Raw genomic sequence first — 951 nt, forward strand, 5'->3', positions numbered from 1 at the left:
AGGATAGATTTTGCGTTATTCATTAAAGCAACTCGCCGTCTTTGACGCGGTAGCAGATTCGGGAAGCGTAAGTCAGGCTGCTGATAGGCTTGCATTGACTCAGTCGGCGACAAGTATGTCTCTCGCACAGTTGGAAAAAATGCTCGGCAGGCCTTTGTTTGAAAGGCAGGGCAAGCAAATGGCGCTCACTCATTGGGGCATGTGGCTGAGGCCAAAAGCGAAGCGTTTACTGCAAGATGCACAGCAAATTGAAATGGGGTTTTACGAGCAGCATTTATTGAGTGGAGAGCTCAAACTCGGTGCGAGCCAAACCCCGGCAGAACACCTGGTTCCAGACCTCATCAGTATAATTGATAACGACTTTCCAGAGATGCGAATCTCTCTTGGTGTACAAAGTACCGATGCGGTTATAGATGGCGTATTAGATTACCAATATGACCTTGGCGTTATCGAAGGTCGCTGCGACGATAACCGAGTTCATCAAGAAGTGTGGTGTACCGACCATTTAACGGTGGTTGCATCGGCTCATCACCCATTTGCAAAGCGTGAACGTGTCAGTTTGGCGCAACTAGAACAAGCGAAGTGGGTATTGCGTGAACATGGTTCAGGTACTCGCAAAGTTTTTGATAGCTCTATTCATCATTTAATTGGTGATCTTGATGTTTGGCGTGAATATGAACACGTTCCTGTTTTAAGAAGTTTGGTAGCAAACGGCCCATATTTAACGTGTTTACCTTATCTCGATGTCGAGCAGTTTGTTGAATCTGGCCAGCTCGTTACTTTGAATGTTCCTGAGCTTGAAATGGAACGTACGCTTTCGTTTATTTGGCGTGCGGATATGGCAGAAAACCCACTTGCTGAATGTATTAAGCGAGAAGGCAAGCGCATGATGAAAGGCAAACCGTCAGTTCTATAACGGTAATTTGATAAAGGCTAGGGGCTGTTGACCTT

At 46.1% G+C, this 951-nt stretch carries 1 protein-coding gene; it reads left to right on the plus strand.

Features of this window, described 5'->3' with window-relative positions; genetic code table 11:
* Window positions 1-10: 10 nt before the first annotated feature.
* On the plus strand, window positions 11-916 hold the full coding sequence (locus AB4232_RS22630; protein WP_009845304.1) for a LysR substrate-binding domain-containing protein: 906 nt from the start codon (window positions 11-13) through the stop codon (window positions 914-916).
* Window positions 917-951: the final 35 nt, after the last annotated feature.

The organism is Vibrio sp. 10N.286.46.A8, assembly GCF_041470165.1.
GTDB classification, from domain to species: domain Bacteria; phylum Pseudomonadota; class Gammaproteobacteria; order Enterobacterales; family Vibrionaceae; genus Vibrio; species Vibrio tasmaniensis_A.